The organism is Collinsella sp. AM23-17, assembly GCF_003470945.1.
Lineage (GTDB): Bacteria > Actinomycetota > Coriobacteriia > Coriobacteriales > Coriobacteriaceae > Collinsella > Collinsella aerofaciens_O.
On sequence record NZ_QRHU01000019.1, the window covers coordinates 14,348 to 34,713 of the forward strand.

Sequence of the window (20,366 nt, forward strand, 5' to 3'; positions counted from 1 at the left end):
CGCCCCGAGCGGATACGAGGCCTGTCTTACGCCTCAAGCGCAGCCTTGAACCAACTCGTAATACTCGTGGGGTGCGTGATGGCGGTGCCGACGACAACGGCCCAGGCGCCAGCATCGATCGCAGCGCGAGCCTCCTCGGGCGTGTGCACGCGGCCCTCGCAGATGATGGGAAGACCGGGGAATTCCTCGGTCGCCTGACGCAGGAGTGGCAGGTCGGGGCCATCGGCCATGGTGCAGTCGATGGCGGCGACGCCGTGAGAAAGCGTGGTGGATACCAGGTCAAAGCCCATATCAACCGCACGGCGAATGTCCTCGATGGTGGCACAATCCGCCATCAGGAGCACACCCTCCTCGTGCAGCGGGCGGAAGGTATCCTCGACGGTCTTGCCATCGGGACGCGGACGATCAGTGGCGTCGATCGCCACGATATCGGCACCGGCAGCAACGCAGGCGCGAGCGTGACGCAGCGTCGGCGTGATGTAAACGCCCTCGTGTCCATCCTTCCACAGGCCGATGACGGGAACCTCACAGCGACCCTTAATGGCGGCAATGTCGGCAAGGCCCTGACAGCGAATGGCGGCGGCGCCGCCAAGCTCGCAAGCGCGAGACATTTGAGCCATGGTCTCGGGCGTACGAAGCGGCTCGCCCATATACGCCTGAACGCTCACGACGAGCTTGCCCTTCAGGGATTGAATCAAAGGATCGACGGTCATAAGGCTGCAACCTTTCTCAGAACAGCCTCCCGAGGCGTGTTGTCTCGGGAGGCTCCTACAGCAGATACGTTTACTTCAACGAGGCAAGAAGATGCTCAGCGGCACCGATGAGCGGAGCATCGCCCTCCAGAGAACCGATGAGGATCGGCGTGTCCTGAAGCGGATCGAGCGCCTGGCTGGCATAGCCCTCGTGCACCGAATCCTTCCACGTCTGCGAACGCCAATCGGGACCTTGGTGAATCACGCCGCCCGAAAGCACGATGACCTCAGGGTCCAGGATGTTAGCGAGCGAGCCCAAGCTGGCACCCAGCGCAAAGCCGGCATCATGGATGACCTCGGTCGCCTTTGCGTCGCCTGCACGGCACAGGTCGTTCACATCGCGACCGACCGAAGGACGGCTGGGGTCGACGCGGCCAAAGCGCTCATCGTACATACGACCAATGGAAGTGCCCGAAGCAACCGACTCCAGATGGCCGGAACGCCCGCAGGCGCAGGGAATGCCGGCGGCAGCCGAGCACTCGATGTGGCCCATATGGCCAGCAGCACCATGGAAGCCCTGCATCACGCGGCCGTTCTCGACATATGCGCCGCCGATACCCGTACCGATGCCAAGACACAAGACGGAGAACTTGCCCTTGCCGACACCCCAGTGGGCCTCGCCCAGAGCATGAGCCTGCACGTCGCCCACAACGGCAACGGGAAGACCAAGGTCCTCGCGCAGACGCGGCCCCAACTGAACGCCGGACCAGCCGGGCATGATCTCATTGGCATACGCAATGGCGCCCGTCTTGGGATCGACGACGCCTGCGGCGCCAATGCCGACACCAAGAACCTCGACATCGGGGTTCGCTTCGATGGCGGCCTTAATAGACGCCTCGATGCGCTGGAAAACTGCCTCGCCGCCTTCTTGGGCCTCGGTGGGAACCTCGGCTTCAAAGACCGGATGGGGCACGCTGCCATCAGCCGGGTACTCCATGATGGCAGTCGCAATTTTAGTTCCGCCGATATCGACAGAGCAGACGTACTTGTTCTCCATGTCGCTCTCCTTCGGAGATAAAAACAACTACAGGAAATGCGCCGTCAGGCTAGCCGTCACAGCGCAGTAAAGGTTTTCCAGGTGTCTGAGATCGCCGAGAAACCGTGTGGCCATTGACCTAATGGGTCATGGCCACACGGTTGAACGGCGAGGTCGGGTGCCTGGGGAAGCTTTACAGGAGACCGTTGTCCTGGAGGACCTTCCTAATCGCCTCGACGTTCTCGCCGGTCATGGCCTTCACCGGGCGCGGCATGGTCGGGCTGTCGAAGATACCCATGAGGTTCATAGCGGTCTTGAAGGCGCCGACGCCACCGGCATAGCCCTGGACGCCCGAGGTGACGTCCCAGATGTGCGAAATCTCATTGAGGCGATCCTGCTCGGCCTTGACGGTAGCCCAGTCGCCGGCCTGAGCGGCCTTCCACTGGCGCACGTAGCCCTCGGGCTCAACGTTGGCAAGGCCCGGGACAGAGCCGTCGGCGCCACCGAGGTAAGCGCCGTCGACAACGACCTCGTGACCGGTGAGGATGCTCATCGGATGGCCATTCTTCTCGTTCTCCTGAACGAGGTAGCGGAACGAGATGTCATCACCCGAGGAATCCTTGACGCCAGCAAGGACGCCCTCGGCGCCGAGCTTGGCAAGGAGCTTCCAGGGGAGCTTGGTGTGAACGCACACGGGAATGTCATAGGCAAAGATGGGCAGATCGAGCTCCTCGTGCAGAATGCGGAAGTGCTCCTCGACCTCGGTCATGCCCTGCAGGGCATAGAACGGGCAGGTGGCGACGAGGGCATCGGCACCCAGCTCCTGAGCGACCTTACCGTGCTCAATCATGCGCTCGGTCTCGGTATCGATGATGCCGACCAGAACAGGCACGCGGTGATCGACGATGCGCACGGCCTCGGCGATAATCTGGCGACGGCGCTCGTCGGTGGAGAAGACGACCTCGCCCGAGGATCCCAGGAAGAACAGGCCATCGACGCCGGCATCGATCATGCGGTTGATGCTGCGCTCAAAGGAGACAACATCGAGCTGGTGATCTTCGGTATCGGGAACAACGACGGGAGGGATAACGCCGGTGAATTTCTGAGTTGCCACAAGAATCTCCTTAGTTGTCTGGCGGGCGGCCCTATGCCACCCACTCTTCTTGGCAGTGTCCAGGCCGTCTAGGCCAAAGAACACGGGTAGAACGTTTGGTTAAAAAAGTCGATGACTTCGTTTTCGAACGCATTGATGCGCTCATGAGCGTATTTGGCATAGATGATATGCCTCCGGTCACACTCAAGACCGTTGAATACGGCAAACTGGCCCTTGGGATCGCTCACGGCATCCATGAGCGATGTGCCCATGAGCACCGATCCACGCACCCGAGACGACAACGCCTCGAGGCCACCGGGAATTGGATTGGCAACCGCCGTGCAGGCGAGGCCCCGCTCGTCCAGAGCAGAAACCGCCAGCGCGACTCCGCCGCCAAGGCCCTCGCCCCATGCAAAGATGCGGTCGGGGTCCACGCCATCAAGATTGCGCGCCACCTTCGCCATCGCGCAACCCCAACGGACGCGCTTGACAAAAGCAGGAGAGGCAATCCCCTGCTGCAGCTCGCTGGATCCAATCGCCTCATCGTCCAGCGCAAGCACGGCATATCCCATGGCGGCAAACCTCGTCATGTGATGCCATCCACGCACGGGTCGGTCGATGTCGTGAAACATCAGACAGAGCGGCACAAGCTCGGATGCCCGGGCGTGACCTAAGGGCTCAATCAAACGGCCGTGTACGACATACCCGCCGAGTTCAAAGGAAACCTCGGAGTAACGCGCGCACGGATTGACGAAATCAATCGCCGTAACAGTCAGGCCGCAAACCTCAAAGTCCGAGGCGGCTGTCTCTAATTTGGAAACATCCGCAGAAGCATCGCCGCGCCAACCCCGGAAATCAGAGAGCCTTGACGAAACCGTTCCAGGCATCCCCGCGAGCCTGGGGACAATCAGCTCGTCGACATTGCTCTCGCACTTAGACATGAGCCTCCCCTCCCTCGCAGAAAAACGGAATGATCATGTCGTCAAAGTCCTGAATCTCCTCGTGGCCAAAGCCCTCAAAGAACTCGTGTCGCTTCTCACAGGCCAGGTTGTTGTAGACCGCAAACTGCGTCGCCGGCGGGCAGACGATATCGGCTGTGCCCGCGCCAAACAGCACGGGGCATTTGACCATGGGGGCAAAGTTCTTTGAATCGAAGTACGCCAGTTTGGCATAGGCCTCTTCAATACGAGTCGAGTCCTCGTCAAACCAACGCGACCAATAACGCAGGCCCTCATAAGCGATATCGTCGGCATCCAGATCCCAAACAAGGCGGAAATCCGACAGGAAGGGATAGAGGATGGCGGCACGATTGATAAGCTCGCTATTAAGCGCGCAGGTCGCAATGCCCAAACCGCCGCCCTGTGATGCGCCGTTCACAAATACGCGGGAAAAATCGATGCCCTCGAGCTCGCGAACAATACGGCACAGAATGCGGATATCCTGGTGCAAGCGGACATAGTAGAGGTTGGCCGGGTCGCCATCGATACCGGCGACGATATGGCCCGCGACCGTTGTGCCTTCAAATCCACCAATATCCTCGGAGGGGCCACCCTGGCCGGGGCAGTCGAGGGCAATGAGCGCCATGCCCATGCCCGCAAACGACGCCTGCTCGAACCAGCTGCGGCTTGCACCCGGATAGCCGTGGAACTGTAACACCAGCGGCACGGGCTCGTCCGAAACCGGCTTGAGATACTTGGCATGCAGGCGGGCGCCGCACATGCCGGTATACCAGAGGTCAAAAAACTGGCAGGTCGCAGTATCGGCAATCGATGCCGCCTCGACCGCATAGTCGATCTTGACGGCGTCAGCCTCGGCCATGCGGTCGTTCCAAAAGAGATCGAAATCGGATGGACGGGGCATGGCGCCCCGATAACCACCAAATTGCTGTTGTAGCTCCTGAGCGCTTGGCATGGCCCGTGAACCCAACCTTTCGAAATCGCAACGGAGGTGCGCCCGGCAAGGGAACCGGGCGCACGGGAGGGAAAGCGAACCTACTCGCCGAGCTTGGGATGAAGCAGCGACGGCGCAGCGCCGAGCAGCATCTTGGTGTAGGGGTCCTGAGGGTGCTGGAAGACCTGCTTGGCCTCGCCCTGCTCGACGATCTTGCCGCCATTCATAACGATGATGTCGTCAGAGATATAGCGGACCGTCTGGATGTCATGGCTGATGAACACCATGGCCAGGCCGAGCTCCTTCTTAAGGTCGGTCAGCAGGTTCAGAATCTGCGCGCGGACCGAAACGTCCAGAGCCGAGGTGGGCTCGTCGGCGATGATGGCATCGGGGTTCAGCGACAGAGCACGGGCAATTGCGACGCGCTGGCGCTGGCCGCCCGAAAGCTGGCCGGGAAGAACCTCGGCGGCGGAGCTGGGCAGACCGGTGAGCTCCAAGAGCTCCTTGACGCGCTTCTCCTGCTCGGCCTCGGTACCCAGGTTGTGGACGCGCATGGGGTCGAGCAGCTGCTCGCGAACGACCATGCGGGGGTTGAGCGCCGTGGCCGGGTTCTGGAACACGACCGAGATGACACGGCCCATGTGGCGACGGTCCTCGGCGGTACGCTTGGTTACGTCCTTGCCCTTAAAGTAGACCTTGCCGCTCGTGGGGGCCTGCAGGCCGCACATGACGTTGGCGGTGGTGGACTTACCGCAACCGGACTCGCCGACGATGCCGATCGTCTGACCGGGCATGAGCTTAATCGTTACACCCTGGACGGCGTGAACCAGGTTAGGGTGCAGAATCGAGCCGGTACGGGTCCTAAAGGTGACGTGGACGTCATCAAGGAAGATGATCGGCTCGACGCCGTTGACTGCGGTCTCGCTCATCTACATCACCTCCGCGTGAGGGGTCAAACCATTTGCCTTGAGCACCTCGTCGGGGAGCTCGGAATAGAAGTGCTCGGTGCCGGGCACGCGCTTGAAGACCGGACGGGTGTCCAGGCCAATGCGCGGATGGCTCGAGCGGGGCGCGAAGCGATCGCCCTTGGGGAAATCGCGCGGGCTCGGAACGGCGCCGGGCACCTGGTGCAGACGACCCGAACCGCTCTCGATGGACAGAACGGAGCCCAGAAGACCGCGGGTGTACTCGTGGATCGGGTTAGTGAGCAGCTCCTTGGTGGGCGCCTGCTCGATAACCTGACCGGCGTACATAACCGTGATGTTATGGGCGACCTCGGCGACCAGCGCCAGGTCATGCGAGACGAAGATCATGGCAAAGCCGAGCTTGGCCTGAAGGTCGTTGAGCAGCTTGATGACCTGCTTCTGGACGGTAACGTCCAGAGCGGTCGTGGGCTCGTCGCAGATGACCAGCTTGGGGTCGCGGGTAAGGGCCATAGCGATCAGAACACGCTGACGCTGGCCACCGGAAAGCTCATGCGGGTAGCTCTCGAGCGTACGCTTGGGGTCGAGGCCCACGAGCTCCAGGAGTTCCTCGGCGCTGCGGGTGCCGCCGCGCTTGGTGAGCTGCTTCATCTGGGCAGAGATGAGCATGGAGGGGTTGAGCGAGGACAGGGCGTCCTGATAGACCATAGCGATATCGGTACCGCGCAGGCCGAACCACTCCTTCTTGCTCATCTTGAGCAGGTCGCGGCCCTCCCAGAGGACCTCGCCGGAAAGGTGCTCGTCATCGTCGGTCAGGCCCATGATGGCCAGCGTGGTGATGGACTTACCGCAACCGGACTCGCCCACCAGGCCCATGGTCTGACCAGGACGGACGTCAAAGTTGACATGGTCGACGACGTTGATATCACCGTGATGCTCAAACTGAATGCAGAAATCGCGGACCGAAAGGATCGGCTCAACAGACTCGTCGGGCACATGGCGATCGTCACGCTTGAGCTCGACATCGCGCAGGGCGCCAAGGCGAGCGGAGAGGGACTGGGCCTGCTCCTTGTAGGCGCGAACGGGGTCGGAGACCAGCAGGTCGGCCTCGCGACGCTTGGAGGAATCGGTCGGATCCAGGGCGGCGGAGGGAGCAGCGGCCATGGCGTCGGTAATGCCCTCGGAGAGGATGTTGAGCGCCAGGCAGGTGATCATGATGGCCAGGCCCGGGAACAGCGCCTGCCACCAACGGCCGGCGAGCACGCCGCCGCGGGCGTCGGCGAGGATGTTGCCCCAGGTAGCGGTGGGCTCCTGGATACCAGCGCCGATGAAGGTCAGCGAGGCCTCGAAGATGATGGCGTCGGCGACCAGGGTAACGGTGAAGACCATGATCGGGGCGATGCAGTTACGCAGAACATGCTTGATCAAAATCCACGGAGCCTTGGCGCCGGAAACGATGACCGCGCGGACATAGTCCTCGCCGTACTCGGACACGATGTTGGCGCGCACGATACGGGCAATCTGCGGAGTGTACATAAAGCCGATGGCGAAGATGATCGACGGCACGGAGTTGCCCAGGATGGAGACGAAGACGGCCGCGAGGGCGATGCCCGGGATGGACATGATGATGTCCAGGATACGCATGATCGTCTCGGAAACGGCCTTGCGCGAAACCGCCGCAAGGGCGCCCACGACCGAGCCGCAGACCAGAGCCATGGCAGTGGCGCCAAAGCCGATAATCAGCGAGTAACGACCACCGTAGAGCATGCGCGACAGAATGTCGCGACCCTTATCGTCGGTACCGAAGATAAATCCGTTGCCGGGAGCCTGGCGAGCCGTAAAAATCTCGACCGGGCTATAGGGGGCAAGAAGGGGCGCCAGAATCGCAGTCAGGGCGACCAGCACCAACACGACGGCGGCAATCTTAGAAGACAGCGTCATCTTCTTCCAGCCACCGAGCTTGAGCCCCTTGGAGGCAGCCTTCTCGAGCTGCTCGGTTTGCTTCTCTCGAATCTTTACCATAATCTACACCGTCCTGATGCGCGGGTTGATGAGCAGGTAGAGCATGTCAACCACGATGTTGATGATGATGAAGGCAAGAGCAACGACGATAACGACGCCCTGAACCAGGTTCGCCTCGTTGCCCTGAACGCCCTGCAGAATCGCGGTGCCCATGCCGGGGAGGTTGAAGATAACCTCGATGACGACGGCGCCGCCCATGAGGTAACCGATCTTAAGACCGAGGGTGGTGACCGGGGTGATCAGCGCATTGCGAAGAACGTTGATGCCGACGACGACCTTCTCGGGAACGCCGGCGCCGCGAGCCATACGGACATAATCCTTATCGAGCTCCTCGACCATGGCGGTACGCACGATACGAGTCATCTGGCCCGTCAGCGGAAATGCCAAGGCGATAGCGGGCATGATCATACGTCCCAGATAGCCAGCCGGATTCGTGGTGAAGTGAGGCAGAGCACCCGATGCCGGAAGCACCTTAAGGTAGGAAGAGAACAGCAGGATCAACAGAACGGCAAGCCAGAACGACGGGGTTGCCAAGCCGGCGATGGAAAAGACGCGGATCACTTGGTCCGGCCATTTGTCGCGATACAGTGCCGCGATGACGCCGAGTAAAAACGAAACGACCGCACCGATGGCAAGGCCGATGAAGGTCAGCTGCATCGTGACGGGCAGGGCCGTGGAGATGCGCTTGGCAACGGAGTTGCGAGCAGCACCATAGGTGCCCATGTCGCCATGGATCAAATCGCCCATATAGCGCACGTAGCGCACAGGCCAGGGGTCGTCCAGACCATACTTCTCATGGTACTCGGCAACCGCCTCGGGCGAGGCACCGTCACCCAACGCCGTGTAGGCGGGGTCGGTCTTGGAGAACGACATAAGGAAGAACACCAGGACGGTGACGCCCAATGCCATGATCGGCAGCGCCACAAGACGCCTTCCAATCAAACGTAGCAAGTTGTTCACGTTCTCTCCCCTTTCTTTTGTCGGTAGGACCAACTGGTATATGAGTACGGATACTCATTACAAGACCCGAGCGACATCGAGGTCGCCCGGGTCTTTGTTTCAACTATGAGGATACGGTCCCAACGACCGACATCCTGCATACAGACTCAAGCGAGTCTTACGCCTTGACGGTCGCAACGCCCCTGAAGGACATGCTCGTCGTGCCGATGCCCTTGAAGCCATCGAGGGCCTCGCCGTTGGGCGCAGTGGACGGATCGTCCCAGGAAGCGGAGACGGTCTTGACGTGGACAACGGGGTACAGAACGGCGTTGTCGGCAATGATGTCGAAGCACTCGTTCCACTTCTTCTGCTGCTCATCGCCCTCAGCGGCAAGAGCCTCGTCCATGAGACCGTGGAGCTTCTGCCACTCAGCGGACTCCTTCCACGGGCAACGGGTCTGCATCCAGACGTTGTCGCCGTACCACCAGTTGAGCAGCAGGTCGGGGTCGGCGCCGAAGCAGGAAGGATCGCCAGGGGCAAGGAGGATATCGTAGGCCTCGCCGCCGTCGATGGCAGCGTAGGTGGCCGGCGAGGTATCGGTCTGGATGGTCACATCGAAGCCGAGAGCGTCGAGGTCATTCTTGACCTGGGCGGCCATGCCCTTAATCTGCTCGTTGTCGGTGGTGCGCAGGGTAATGGCACCCGGGGTGATGCCAGACTCCTCGATGAGCTTCTTAGCCTTCTTGGCGTCGGTCTTGTACACCGTGGAAGCCTCATGATAGTTGGTGAAGCTCTTGGGCAGGTAGCAGCTGGCAGCGGTGGCAAGGCCGGCGAAGGTGTTGCTGACCATCTTCTCGGTGTCGAGCGCATACATGACAGCCTGACGGACCTTGACGTTGTTCCAAGGCTCCTTGGCGACGTTGAACATGATGAAGCGGGTGCCGAAACCCTGAACGTTATCGATCTTGCAGCCGGCGCTCTCGAGCTGGTCGACGGCGTCAGCGGTAACAAGCTCCATAACGAGCGTGGAGCCCTCCTGCTGAGCGGTAACGCGAGCGGTGGGGTCGGTCAGGATGCTGTACTGGATCTTCTTATCCTCGGCAGCATACTCACCGTTGTACTCGGGGTTGGGAACCAGGGTGATCTCGGTATCGGAGATAGAGTCGTACATCCAGGGGCCGGATCCGATCGGCTGCTTGGCGCGATCCTCCTCGGTCTGGGTGGCCGGGGTAACGCGGACGATGGCCAGACGATCCTTGAGCAGGGAGAAGTTGGGGACCTTGGTCTTGACCGTCACGGTGCTGGCGTCCTTGGCCTCGATGGACTCGAAGGGCTGGAAGAACGGAGCATAGGTAGCGGAAGCGGCGCAAGCGGTGTAGGAGGCAACGACATCGTCAGCGGTGACCTCGGTGCCATCGGAAAACTTGGCGCCCTTGCGGATGGTGACCTCGAAAGTGGTGTCGTCCACAGACTTGGGATCGTCGGTGGCGAGCTCGTTGAAGGTGCTGTAGTCGTGGTAATCGATGCCGTAGAGGCCCTCGACGACGTGCCAGTTAGCACCCAGGCCCACAGCGGAGCCGGTGCTGGCGGGATCGAAGCTGGACGGAGCGTAAGCGGAACCAGCGGTGATCACGCCGCCGCCACGGTTGGCGGAATCGGTGGAACCGGAAGCGGAACCCTCGTCGCTAGAGCTGCCACCGCAGCCGGTGAGACCAAGCCCTGCGACAGCAGCGACGCTGCCGGTGAGGCCGAGGAACGAACGCCTGGACATACCCTTGTTGATGATGGCCATGTCTTCTCCTATCAATAGAGAATCTTACCCGGGAGCGCCTAGACGTGCCCCCGCGCAACTTGCGGACGATATATACCTTACCTACCGACGAACCCAACTGAGGTGCCGCGCTCGGCGACCGATACATACATACGCTTGAACGGTATTTACTACCGTTCACCGAATTCATTGACAAACGATTCGCCAGACAGTATGTATCGACGAGGTGAGATATCAGTCTTCGTCAACCCGCTGGATAGCAGGGTTGTTCACCATGGCTAGTCAAACGTTTTAGCGTTAATTAAACCCGAAATCGGCTGGTAATCGCCGTGAAATAAATGATTGAAAATCACGCAATCATGTATATCAGTTGTTTAGAGGCGTGTTTAGTTTTCGGATTGCTTTGCCGCCGCCTCGGCGCGCTCGGCATTCCATGCAACGAGCGCCTCGTGAACCGCTTTGGCGACATCGGCAGGAACGCCTCGAACTTCCGCGATCTCTTGCTCGCTCGCCGCGCGCAAACGCTTCATCGAGCCAAAATGGCGCATAAGGGCACGTTTTCTGGTGGGTCCCACGCCTGGAACGTCATCGAGTACAGAAACCGTCATGGCTTTATCGCGCAATTCGCGATGGAACGTGATGGCAAAACGGTGCGATTCATCGCGCACCTGTTTAATTAGATAGAGCGACGCGGACCCGGTCGGCAGCACGACTGGAGTCTCGTCCCAAGGCACGAAAACCTCCTCATCGGCCTTTGCCAAGCCACAAACTGGTATATCGAGCCCAAGAGCCTCAAGTTGCTTGATCGCAGCGGTCAATTGCGGCTTACCGCCATCGACAACGAGCAAATCGGGGCGCGAGCCAAAGCGCTCGTCGGCCATACGCTCGGGAGCATAACGTCGTCCCAAAACCTCGGACATCGACACGAAGTCGTTTGCCTCGTCCAATTCGGCCTGAATTTTAAAACGACGATACTGGCCCTTGTCGGCGCGCCCGTTGGTAAACACCACCATCGAGGCGACCGTAAAGGTGCCATGCAGTGTAGAGATATCGAAGCACTCGATACGCAACGGCGGCGATGGCAGCGCCAACGCACTTTCGAGCTCCAGGAGCGCTTGATTGGTGCGGTCGTCAGCGTACCCCGTTCGCATCATGTAGCGCATGAGAGCATGGCGCGCATTTTTGGATGCCATATCGAGCAGACGGTGCTTTTCGCCACGCTGCGGCCTATGGAGATGGCAGGAACGCTCACGCTTGCCCGCAAGCCACTCCCCCAGCGCCTCCGCATCCTCAAGCTCGACGGAAAGGTTGACCTCAGCTGGAATATCAGCCGTCTCGTCGTAATAGCGCTTAAGAAAGCCCGACTGGAGCTCTTCCTCGTCAGCATCAAGACCCTTGTCGAGAATGAACTCGCAGGTGCGAACTGTTCGGCCCTCGCGAACGACGAAGACGCAAGCGGCGGAGATGGTCTCCTCGCGATAGAAACCGATGACATCTATATCGACACTGGAGGGAAAAACGACTTGCTGACGATCGTCCAGACCCCTGATGACCTCCAAACGACGTTTGACGCGTGCCGCGCGCTCAAAGTCGAGCGCCTCAGCGGCATCCGTCATCTCGGAGGTCAGCTCATCGACGACATCCTTGCGATGGCCCGACAAAAAGCGCTCGACACGCTTGACGTTCTTGGCATAGTCTGCCGGGGAAATCGCGCCGACACACGCACCCGGGCCGCGCCCGACATGGTAGTCAAAGCAGGGGCGCCCGTTTTGCGCGCAAATCATATTGACGATGTCTTCCTCGCCCTTGTGGGACTCGACGATACGGCGACAACGACGCCACTCCGCACAGGATGCGGAGCAGATGGGGATAACCTTGCGCAGCGTATCTATCGTCTCACGTGCCGCGCGGCTATCGGTATAAGGTCCAAAATAGCGCGTTCCCGGCTTATGACGCTCACGCGTGTATTTGATAGCGGGATACAGGTCGCCCTTTGTAATGGCGATAAAGGGGTAGCTCTTGTCATCCTTGAGGTCGACGTTAAAGTACGGATGGTACTGACCAATCAAATTGCGCTCGAGCACCAACGCCTCGTGCTCGGTCTCCACCACGATATAGTCAAAGCTCGCCACCAGCTGCATCATAAGCGGGATCTTCTGGCGCTCGTCCTGCAGCGTCACGTACTGACGCATACGAGCGCGCAGGTTTTTCGCCTTGCCCACGTAGATGACATCGCCCTTGGCGTCTTTCCAAAGGTAGCAGCCGGGCTGCGTGGGAACGCGCGAAACCTGCTCGGCAAGCGTTGGAATGTTGTCGTGACCGGCCACGCGCACCTACTTGCGACGAAGCAGCGCCGAGACCTCGGGCATCTTAAGGATGACGGCAAGGCCAAAGGTAACAGCAAGCGAGACGACACCCGCAACGCAAACGTAGCCAAGAGTAATCAGAATCGAGCCGCCAAGTGCCCCGACAAAGCGTTCAAGCGCCCACATGACGCCGGCGCCTGCGGCAGCACCCAGGCCACCGAGCAAAAGGCCAAAGAAACCGCCATGCAGGATGGATTTAACCTGAAGACCACGCAGGCGGCGACGCAGCCACCACAGCGAACAGCCGACCAAGATCACGTAGTCGACGACATACGAAAGCGCGATTGCCGGCATACCGAAGCCCAGCACAACGCCAAACAGCAGAACCGAGCCGGCCTGGCCGATGGCGGAATACAGGCAATAGCGGCTATAGGGCTTCATGTCGAGCAAGGCAGAGAAGCTCTTCTGCATCAGCACGACCACGCCGTAGAGCGGCAGCGAGAACGCCAGGTAGACAAGGAACTCGGACACCAGCGCCACACCGGACTCATCGAACTTGCCAGCGCAGTAGATCATGTTGAGCGGACGCGCGAAGACAATCAGGTACAGCGCGAACGGAACCAGGAAGAACAGCATCTGGGCGACGCCACGCGAAATGCCCGTGCGAACGCTGTCGTAATCCTTCTCCTGTGCGTCGTGAGAGAGCTCGGTATAGAGCGCCGTCGAAAGCGAGGCGGCAATCAGCGCGTAGGGCAGCGTGTACCACAGGCGCGCATAGGCGATGACGGAAGGACCGGTCTCGGGCTGGACCACCAGCGCGGCAGCGTTCGTGATAGAAGTCGAGACAAACATGCACACCGTAGCGAGCAGCGTCGGGATACCGAGCGCAATCGTCTGGCGCAGTGCGGGGTCCTTAAAGTCGATATGGATATGGGGATGCACGCCGTGCTTGCCAAGCGCGGGGATCTGACAAGCCATCTGAACAAAGACACCGAGGGTCGTACCGGCCGCAATCAAGATGATGCCGGCACGTTCGCCAAACTGTGCGGACACGGGCGCAAAGCCCATAAAGCTCGCAATGACGATCACATTGTTGAGGACCGGGGCAAACGTCGACCAGAAGTAGTCGCGGTGTGCGTTGAGAACGCCCGAGAACACCGAGCCCAAACCATAAAACAGAATCTGGATGGCGAAGAAACGGAACATGAACGCAGCGGTATCCATGCTGCCGCCGTCACCCGAAAGGAACGATTGCGTCCAAATAAAGCCCGGAGCGAACACGGTCCCCAGCAACGAAATGCCACCCAGCACCAATAGCAGAATACCGAGCAGGTTGCCCACGTACTCGTTCGAGGCCTCGCGACCCTGCTCACGCCTCACGCCCATGTACACGGGCAAAAACGCCGTCACGAGCATGCCGCCCATCACGAGTTCGTAGAGCATATTGGGCAGGTTGTTGGCGACCTGATAGGAAGACGAGAGCAGCGACATGCCGATAGCGGCGGCCATTGCCCATGTGCGGATAAAGCCGGTGACGCGAGACACGATGGTCAGGATGGTCATAAGCCCGGCGGAACGACCAACCGTGGAGTAGTCCGACGAGCCCATATCATCAGTGCCATCTCGCGACGAAGAAGCTTCGGATGAGGGTGTCTGAGGCGCAGATTCTTTTGCAAAATGAGCTCCGCACTTCAATTCTTCCTGCGGCATCGCTCAGTCCTCTCTCGTAATCGGGGCGACCGTCGCCCCGCAAAATGCAATTAAATCATCGGGTGCAAGCTCAAGCTGATAACCACGCTTGCCTCCCGAAATAAAAATGGTATCCCAAAGGACACATGTCTCATCAATGAGCGTCCGGTAGCGTTTTTTCATACCGACCGGACTGCAGCCGCCGCGAACGTAGCCAGTCGCCGCAAGCAAATCCTTCACATGCATCATGGCCAAGGACTTCTCCCCCGCGGCACGCGCGGCGGACTTTAGATCGAGCTCGTCGGCAACGGGGATGCAGCACACGACATGGTCGTTGGACGGCGTCACGCAGACCAAGGTCTTAAATCCTTGTCCGGGCTCCTCGCCAAGCTGCTCCGAAATCGCGACCCCCAGGCCCGCCGACTCATCACCATCGTCTTCGTACGTATGTAGAACATAGGAAATGCCGGCGCTTTCCAGCTCGCGCATCGCATTGGTTTTTGGCGTCTTTACAGCCTTTGCCATGGCATATCCTTTCCCTCGCATTCGGACGCAAGGATTAAGTATATGTCCAATTCGGCTGCATACGTCACTTCGACACAGCAAGCGCCATCGAATCACAAGGAGTCGATGGCGCCCATAAACTGAATCGCCTATTTATTGAGCATCAAGTTGAGCCTGACGCTCCCGGTCACGCCTGAGCAACGGCGCCAAAAACTTGCCCGTATAACTCTGCGGACAGTCCGCAACCTGCTCCGGTGTGCCCGAAACCACGACGGTTCCGCCGCCGTTACCGCCCTCGGGGCCCATATCGATCAGGCGGTCGGCAACCTTGATGACATCAAGGTTGTGTTCAATCACCAGCACCGTGTTGCCCGCATCGACCAAGCGCTGCAGCACATCGAGCAGCTGGCGGACGTCCTCAAAATGAAGGCCGGTCGTCGGCTCATCCAAAATATAGAACGTCTTGCCCGTCTGGCGTCGATGAAGCTCCTTGGCGAGCTTCACACGCTGCGCCTCGCCGCCCGAGAGCGTCGTGGCGGGCTGGCCCAGGCTCACGTAGCCCAAGCCTACATCGTACAGCGTCTGGAGCTTGCGCTTAATCTGCGGGATATTCCCAAAGAAGGCCAGCGCCTCGGTGACGCTCATGTCGAGCACGTCCGAGATGGTCTTGCCACGGTAGGTGACCTCGAGTGTCTCGCGGTTGTAGCGTTTACCGCCGCAAACTTCGCAGGGAACGTAGATATCGGGAAGGAAGTGCATCTCGATCTTGATCTGTCCGTCGCCCTTGCACGCCTCACAGCGCCCGCCACTCACGTTGAAGGAGAAACGTCCCGGCGAGTAGCCGCGTGCCTTCGACTCCGGTGTGCTCGCAAACAGCGCGCGCAGATCATCCCACAGGCCAATGTACGTAGCGGGATTGGAACGCGGTGTACGGCCGATCGGCGACTGGTCAATGTCGATCACCTTATCGATGCACTCGATACCCTCGAGCTTTTTGTACGGGCCCACAGGGCGCGTCGAACGGTGAATGGCATTCGTAAGGGCAGGCGCAATGGTGTCGGTAACCAGGGAGCTCTTGCCCGATCCCGACACGCCGGTAACAACCGTAAGCGTACCAAACTCGATCTTGGCGGTAACGTTTTTGAGGTTGTTGGCGCGGGCGCCCGTGATCTTAAGGCAGCCGCGACCGGGCTTGCGGCGTTCATCGGGAACCCGAATCATTCGCTTGCCGGTCAGGTAGGCACCCGTCATCGAATCGGGGCACGCCATGATATCGGCAGGCGTTCCCGCGGCGACCACGTGTCCGCCGTTCACGCCCGCACCGGGGCCCATGTCGATCACATAGTCGGCAGCACGAATCGTATCCTCATCATGCTCGACGACGATGACGGTATTGCCGATATCGCGTAGGCGCTCAAGCGTCTTGATCAGGCGCTCGTTATCGCGCTGATGGAGGCCGATCGATGGCTCGTCCAAAATGTACAGGACACCCATGAGGCCGGCGCCGATCTGCGTTGCCAGGCGAATGCGCTGGGCCTCGCCTCCGGAAAGCGTCGCCGAGGCACGGTCGAGGGTCAGATAGTCGAGTCCAACATCGACCAGAAAGCGCAGGCGCTCCAGAATTTCCTTAACGATGCGCCCGCCGATAAATTGTTGGCGCTCGGTAAGCTCCAAGCCCTCAAAAAACTCGAGCGACTCGCGGCACGATAGGCAGCAGACCTCGTAAATGGACTTACCGCCTACGGTAACGGCGAGCATCTCGGGGCGCAGACGAGCACCATGGCAACTCGAGCACGGCTCCTCGCGGATGTACTTCTCCAAGCGCGCCTTGGTGTTCTCATTCGTCGTCTCGGTATAGCGCTCGTACAGGATATTGCGCACGCCCGAGAACTTGGTGTCCCACTGGCTACGGCGCCCATCGAGCTTTTGATAGTCGACCGAAATCTTCTGGTCGCCCATGCCGTCTAAAAACGCGCGACGCACCCGCGGAGGCAGATCCTCCCACGGCGTATCGACGCTCACCTTAAAGTGTTTGCAGACCGCAGCGAAAATCTGCGGATAGTAGTTAGAGTTGCCAAACAGGCTGCCAAAAACCCCGTCGGCGATCGACTTCGAGGGGTCTTCGATTAGGGCCTCGGCATCGACCGTCTTCTTAAAGCCCAGGCCATCGCACTCGGGGCACGCGCCATAGGGCGCGTTGAACGAGAAATCACGCGGCTGCAGGTCATCGATGGAGTGCCCATGCTCCGGGCACGCTAACGCCAGCGAATACTCCAGCAACTCGCCTTCGGTCCCCTCGGGAGCGTCGCGGTCGGGCAGCAAGTATACGTTCACATTGCCGTGCGCCAGCGCAGTCGCCTGTTCAACGGACTCGGCAATACGGCCCAGCGAGTTCTCGCGAATCACGATGCGGTCGACCACGACCTCGATATCGTGTTTGAATTTCTTATCCAAATCGATAGAGTCATCAAGCGAGCGAACCTCGCCGTCGACACGCACGCGGCTAAAGCCCTCGGCGCGAAGGTCCTCAAACAGTTTGGTGTACTCGCCTTTTCGCCCGCGCACCACCGGTGCCAGCACAAACGCACGACGACCCTCTCCCGCCGCCAGGACCTTATCGGCGACCTGGTCGGTGGTTTGGCGCTCGATAACCCGACCGCACTCGGGGCAGTGCGGCGTACCGACGCGAGCGAACAGCAGTCGCAGGTAGTCATAAATCTCGGTTACGGTGCCCACCGTCGAGCGCGGGTTCTTGGATGTCGTCTTTTGATCAATTGAGACAGCCGGCGAAAGGCCGTCGATTGAATCCAAGTCGGGTTTGTCCATCTGGCCCAAGAACTGGCGCGCATAACTCGAAAGGCTCTCGACGTATCGACGCTGGCCCTCGGCATAGATAGTGTCGAATGCCAGCGAACTCTTGCCCGAGCCAGAAAGACCGGTAATGACCACGAGTTGGTCACGCGGAATGGAAACATCGATATTACGGAGGTTGTGCTCACGAGCGCCGCGAATAACGATAGAAGAATCAGACATGGAAGCTCCTTGCCTCCTATTGCATCGAATCATACTGCCGATGAGTTTAGCGCACTCGACGCGCACAGATGTTCGTAATACAAGATTCGCAAACCTTTAGCTTTGCGTATCGGGCGCTTTGTTTCTCGAAATGCCATGGAAAGGTTACAGTAATCTAATGCTGAACTTAATTTGCTGTACCAGAGGAACGTCCATGACCGAAGATATCCCCCTTGAAATCACTTCGAGCGACATGGCCAATCTGCCCATATTCATCGCCGTCCTTATCGTGGCCGCCGTCGTCGTGCGCGTGTATTTTTCAATCAAACGCAACGAAAAGCCACCCATTGCCCGCGTCTTTTGGTGCGCGACGCTCCTCATCCCGCTCGGCGTGGTAGCTGCATGGGTTACGAATCAATTGCTCGTATATGAGGGCAGCTCCCTATGGGTCCTTTCTTATTCGGCGCTCGGTGCTGCCGCCGTCATGCTTCTTGTCGAGCCCTTGGTTTCGGGACTTATCGACCAAACCGACCTTGCGACGGGAACGGTTGCCTGTATTTGCCGTGACATCCTTGTCATCGCCGCTGTTTCAGCGCTCTCGTTCGTTTCACTCGAAATTGCCTGCAACGAAACGTTCTATCGCATTCCCGCCAACTCATTCGGGTTTTCCGTCGGGCTGCTCGCGACGGTTCTGCTCTCCCTTTATTTGGTGGGGCAGCGTCATGGAGGCGTCATGGCCCTCGTGCCCGTCGTCTGTTGCATCCTTGGCATTGCCGAGCACTTCGTCATAACGTTTAAAGGCGAAGCCATCCTGCCAAGCGATATCTTGGCCCTTGGCACCGCAATGGAAGTGAGCGAGGGATACGAGTTTACCTTTACCGCCGGAATCGTAACCTCTCTCGCCCTGCTGGAGATTTCCCTGGGGCTTCTTTCGCTCATCCGACCGCGAAAGCTCCGTACGCCCACCCATGTCTTCCCCGCTATCGCCGCTAACCTCTGTGCCTTTCTGCTAGTGACCGTTGTGGGGCTCTCAGGCTTTTCCAACATCGACTTGGAGCAGGCGCTGGATTTTGGATTTGACCGTTGGCAGCCCATCACCACGTATGCGTCTCAGGGTTTTATCACTTCGTTCACCGAAATGGTCAACGAGTTGCCCATTGAGAAGCCCGAAGACTATACGCCCGATGAGGCGCAGAGCATCGAGCAGGAGCTCGCCACCGTCTACGACAGCACATATGGCTCGAGCGAACAGCGCGCGGCGGCCGTTGCCCAGTTCAATGAAATCAAGCCGACGATTGTTGCCGTCATGAACGAGAGTTTTAGCGACCTTTCGTGCTTTGAGCAGCTCCAGGCGGCCGGGTACACCGGTCCCGCATTCTACAACTCGCTTCCCGACACACTTGTTCGCGGCACCATGCTCGCTTCGGTCGCCGGTGGCGGAACGGCGAACTCCGAATTCGAATTTTTGACCGGAGCGACAACGGCCTTTGTCGGATTAGGCAAAATTGCCTATCAACTGTATCAGATGAATGGCGTCAACAGCCTGGCAAAGGACCTTAAAGAGCTTGGGTATACCGCTACCGCTATGCACCCGCAAAACCCCGTCAACTACCATCGAGATAAAATCTATCAGCAGCTGGGCTTTGGAGACTTTCTTTCAATCGGCGATTTCGAAGGTGCGCCCTATTACCATGCCGGCGTATGCGACTACGCCACCTACGACAAGATACTCGACCTGCTTAGAACCGACGAAGCGCCGCAGTTCATCTTTGACGTCACGATGCAAAATCACGGCGGCTACGACTATGGCACCGTTCCCGCCGAAGAGCTGACAAACTATTGGGTCGAGGGAGCCAGCGAGGGCGCCAACAGCGCGCTCAACACCTATCTCACCTGCATCAACGCATCCGACCGGGACCTCGAGTACTTTATCAACGAGCTCCGCAATATCGGCAGACCGGTTGTTCTTGTCTTTTTTGGCGACCATCAGCCGAGCGCCGCAACGACTCTCAACGACGAGCTGTACCCTCAGGAAGATACGGCAAGCCACGCTTTCCGTATCTATCAGTCGACATATCTCGTCTGGGCTAACTATGAGATCGCCGGCAATACCGAGCTCAACGTCTACGACACCGTCGGGGCAAACGAGATTGCAGCCATTACCCTTAATAAGATCGGCGCCCCGCTCACCAATTACCAAAAGGCCCTGCTTGCGACAAGGTCAGATGTGCCCACCATCAATGTCGCCGGCTATCTCGGTGCCGACGGGCTGCGCTACGACTTGGAATCGGAAGACAGCCCCTACGCCTCGACGATCGACAAGCTGCAGCGCATGCAATACCTCGAGTTCGCCAGCAAAGTTCAGTAAGCCCGCCCATTCGCTTGGGCCCATCGTATTGCAAGCACGCTCGGCCCAAACGCATCGCAAATGACTCCCGCTCGCAAACGAGGGTACAATGACGCTCGTGTCACATCGCGGGGCCCCGGCC

Annotated in this window: 14 protein-coding genes; 1 reads left to right on the forward strand and 13 read right to left on the reverse strand. The window is 59.4% G+C overall.

Going from position 1 to position 20,366, the window contains the following annotated elements:
* Positions 1-26: 26 nt before the first annotated feature.
* From DW645_RS07720 to uvrA, 13 genes are all read right to left on the reverse strand, one after another.
* Positions 27-713 carry an N-acetylmannosamine-6-phosphate 2-epimerase gene (locus DW645_RS07720; RefSeq protein ID WP_022094877.1) on the reverse strand — a complete coding sequence of 229 codons (687 nt, stop codon included), beginning with the start codon at positions 711-713 and terminating at the stop codon, positions 27-29.
* A 70-nt stretch (positions 714-783) separates the two neighbouring features.
* On the reverse strand, positions 784-1,749 hold the full coding sequence (locus tag DW645_RS07725; RefSeq protein WP_118227155.1) for an ROK family protein: 966 nt from the start codon (positions 1,747-1,749) through the stop codon (positions 784-786).
* A 172-nt stretch (positions 1,750-1,921) separates the two neighbouring features.
* Positions 1,922-2,842 (reverse strand): dihydrodipicolinate synthase family protein, encoded by a 921-nt coding sequence (locus DW645_RS07730; protein WP_117647503.1) that lies wholly within the window; start codon positions 2,840-2,842, stop codon positions 1,922-1,924.
* Between the two features lie 68 nt (positions 2,843-2,910).
* Positions 2,911-3,762, reverse strand: coding sequence for an acetylxylan esterase (locus DW645_RS07735; RefSeq protein WP_117776107.1), 852 nt, complete (start codon positions 3,760-3,762; stop codon positions 2,911-2,913).
* Complete coding sequence (locus DW645_RS07740) at positions 3,755-4,732, reverse strand: acetylxylan esterase (RefSeq protein ID WP_118227157.1); 978 nt, start codon at positions 4,730-4,732, stop codon at positions 3,755-3,757. The genes DW645_RS07735 and DW645_RS07740 overlap by 8 nt, the downstream gene beginning before the upstream one ends.
* A gap of 80 nt (positions 4,733-4,812) precedes the next feature.
* Positions 4,813-5,640 (reverse strand): ABC transporter ATP-binding protein, encoded by an 828-nt coding sequence (locus DW645_RS07745; protein WP_006236159.1) that lies wholly within the window; start codon positions 5,638-5,640, stop codon positions 4,813-4,815.
* Positions 5,641-7,656: a dipeptide/oligopeptide/nickel ABC transporter permease/ATP-binding protein gene (locus tag DW645_RS07750; RefSeq protein ID WP_035138893.1), complete on the reverse strand. Its 2,016-nt coding sequence runs from the start codon at positions 7,654-7,656 to the stop codon at positions 5,641-5,643. It abuts the gene before it with no gap.
* A 3-nt stretch (positions 7,657-7,659) separates the two neighbouring features.
* Positions 7,660-8,616 carry an ABC transporter permease gene (locus DW645_RS07755; RefSeq protein ID WP_055251823.1) on the reverse strand — a complete coding sequence of 319 codons (957 nt, stop codon included), beginning with the start codon at positions 8,614-8,616 and terminating at the stop codon, positions 7,660-7,662.
* A gap of 157 nt (positions 8,617-8,773) precedes the next feature.
* Positions 8,774-10,387 (reverse strand): ABC transporter substrate-binding protein, encoded by a 1,614-nt coding sequence (locus DW645_RS07760; RefSeq protein WP_035138897.1) that lies wholly within the window; start codon positions 10,385-10,387, stop codon positions 8,774-8,776.
* 365 nt (positions 10,388-10,752) lie between these two features.
* The gene (gene uvrC / locus DW645_RS07765) at positions 10,753-12,693 is read right to left on the reverse strand and encodes an excinuclease ABC subunit UvrC (protein WP_370448101.1); all 1,941 of its coding nucleotides are present in this window, start codon (positions 12,691-12,693) and stop codon (positions 10,753-10,755) included.
* A gap of 6 nt (positions 12,694-12,699) precedes the next feature.
* Positions 12,700-14,280, reverse strand: coding sequence for a murein biosynthesis integral membrane protein MurJ (gene murJ / locus DW645_RS07770; RefSeq protein ID WP_117638006.1), 1,581 nt, complete (start codon positions 14,278-14,280; stop codon positions 12,700-12,702).
* Positions 14,281-14,385: 105 nt separating this feature from the next.
* Positions 14,386-14,886 carry a Cys-tRNA(Pro) deacylase gene (gene ybaK / locus DW645_RS07775; protein WP_089573609.1) on the reverse strand — a complete coding sequence of 167 codons (501 nt, stop codon included), beginning with the start codon at positions 14,884-14,886 and terminating at the stop codon, positions 14,386-14,388.
* A gap of 132 nt (positions 14,887-15,018) precedes the next feature.
* Positions 15,019-17,898 (reverse strand): excinuclease ABC subunit UvrA, encoded by a 2,880-nt coding sequence (gene uvrA / locus DW645_RS07780; protein ID WP_118227160.1) that lies wholly within the window; start codon positions 17,896-17,898, stop codon positions 15,019-15,021.
* A gap of 193 nt (positions 17,899-18,091) precedes the next feature.
* Between uvrA and DW645_RS07785 the strand changes: the two genes are divergently transcribed.
* On the forward strand, positions 18,092-20,245 hold the full coding sequence (locus DW645_RS07785; protein WP_158568703.1) for an LTA synthase family protein: 2,154 nt from the start codon (positions 18,092-18,094) through the stop codon (positions 20,243-20,245).
* The last annotated feature ends 121 nt before the right edge of the window (positions 20,246-20,366 follow it).

What these genes read in the sequence shown, in the direction of transcription:
- DW645_RS07725 (WP_118227155.1), bottom strand. Translation starts at nt 1,749, where the DNA reads ATGGAGAACAAGTACGTCTGCTCTGTCGATATCGGCGGAACTAAAATT.
- uvrA (WP_118227160.1), bottom strand. Translation starts at nt 17,898, where the DNA reads ATGTCTGATTCTTCTATCGTTATTCGCGGCGCTCGTGAGCACAACCTC.
- DW645_RS07745 (WP_006236159.1), bottom strand. Translation starts at nt 5,640, where the DNA reads ATGAGCGAGACCGCAGTCAACGGCGTCGAGCCGATCATCTTCCTTGAT.
- ybaK (WP_089573609.1), bottom strand. Translation starts at nt 14,886, where the DNA reads ATGGCAAAGGCTGTAAAGACGCCAAAAACCAATGCGATGCGCGAGCTG.
- DW645_RS07785 (WP_158568703.1), top strand. Translation starts at nt 18,092, where the DNA reads ATGACCGAAGATATCCCCCTTGAAATCACTTCGAGCGACATGGCCAAT.
- murJ (WP_117638006.1), bottom strand. Translation starts at nt 14,280, where the DNA reads ATGGGCTCGTCGGACTACTCCACGGTTGGTCGTTCCGCCGGGCTTATG.
- DW645_RS07760 (WP_035138897.1), bottom strand. Translation starts at nt 10,387, where the DNA reads ATGGCCATCATCAACAAGGGTATGTCCAGGCGTTCGTTCCTCGGCCTC.
- DW645_RS07750 (WP_035138893.1), bottom strand. Translation starts at nt 7,656, where the DNA reads ATGGTAAAGATTCGAGAGAAGCAAACCGAGCAGCTCGAGAAGGCTGCC.
- DW645_RS07735 (WP_117776107.1), bottom strand. Translation starts at nt 3,762, where the DNA reads ATGTCTAAGTGCGAGAGCAATGTCGACGAGCTGATTGTCCCCAGGCTC.
- DW645_RS07720 (WP_022094877.1), bottom strand. Translation starts at nt 713, where the DNA reads ATGACCGTCGATCCTTTGATTCAATCCCTGAAGGGCAAGCTCGTCGTG.
- DW645_RS07740 (WP_118227157.1), bottom strand. Translation starts at nt 4,732, where the DNA reads ATGCCAAGCGCTCAGGAGCTACAACAGCAATTTGGTGGTTATCGGGGC.